At 67.0% G+C, this 968-nt stretch carries 1 protein-coding gene; it reads right to left on the bottom strand.

All coding sequences use genetic code 11. The annotated features are described in order from the left end of the window. Positions 1-277: 277 nt before the first annotated feature. Positions 278-968 (bottom strand): transglutaminase-like domain-containing protein (locus ABN028_RS35175; protein WP_349699666.1); only part of this gene is annotated, 691 nt, incomplete at its 5' end.

Raw genomic sequence — 968 nt, 5'->3', positions numbered from 1 at the left:
CCCTCATCATCCCCGATCGGGCGGCCACGGCCTTCTCCTTGACGCCACTGCGACCCGGCCGTTCCGTTTCCGTTCGCTACGCTCGCCCCAACAAGCAGCCGTGTTGCGACCACCGCCAGAATCCGCCTTCCGCCACCGGACGCCCCGCGCCATCAGGTGGGCCAGGCGTCGACTAGTCGATAGCTACGCCGAACCGTGCCGGCTTGGGTTGTCCGCGACGCGCAAGATCGGTTCTGCGGGCCTTGCGGTCCTGGAACTCGACCGGTCGCGCGGGGCGTCACAGCCTGTCTTTGCGGTTCAGGACGGCGTTGCGGACGATCGGCGGGACCCGTAGTCGATCGTCGCTTCGATAGAGGGCGCGGAGGTCGTCGAACCCGGCATCGGGTGCGCCGGTCAGTGTGGCGAGACGGTCGTACAGGGCGATCCAGTCGCTCGGGATCTGTTCATCCGGTTCGGGCATGGCGCCCCAGACGTCCCAGGGCAGCATTTCCAGGTTGTTGAGGGCCGCGACGTCTCGTACGAGGTTGCCCGCGATCCACCAGGAGCCGAACTCACTCAGCCCGGACAGGCCGAACTTGCCGGGGTCGGCCTCACCGGCGCGGCACTTCGCCCACGCGTCGCCTGCGGTCAGGAAACGGTCGCGTGGCACGTCGGTGACGTCGAAGTCGATGGCGAAGATGCCGCGCTGCAGCTCATCGATCTGCGCGTCGAGCAATACCCACCGTTCGTCTGCGACGTGCCAGTACTCGCACACCCAATGATCTTCGTACGCCTCAGTCGGGAAGTACCCGCCGAACCCGCATCGCGCCCGCGCTGGCACTCCCTTGTGGCGCAACATGGCAACCATCAGCACCGTAAAGTGCCGGCAGTTGCCCGCGAGCCGCTTCTCGGGCGGACGTGGGACGGTAAGCAGGCTGTCGTCGTCGGTCAGCAGCCGCTCAACCAGCCGCTCCACGGGTCGAATGTGC

The organism is Actinopolymorpha sp. B17G11 (assembly GCF_040196095.1).
Classification (GTDB): domain Bacteria; phylum Actinomycetota; class Actinomycetes; order Propionibacteriales; family Actinopolymorphaceae; genus Thermasporomyces.
Note: the sequence above shows the minus strand (reverse complement) of the source record. Positions and strands in the feature narration are given on the sequence as shown.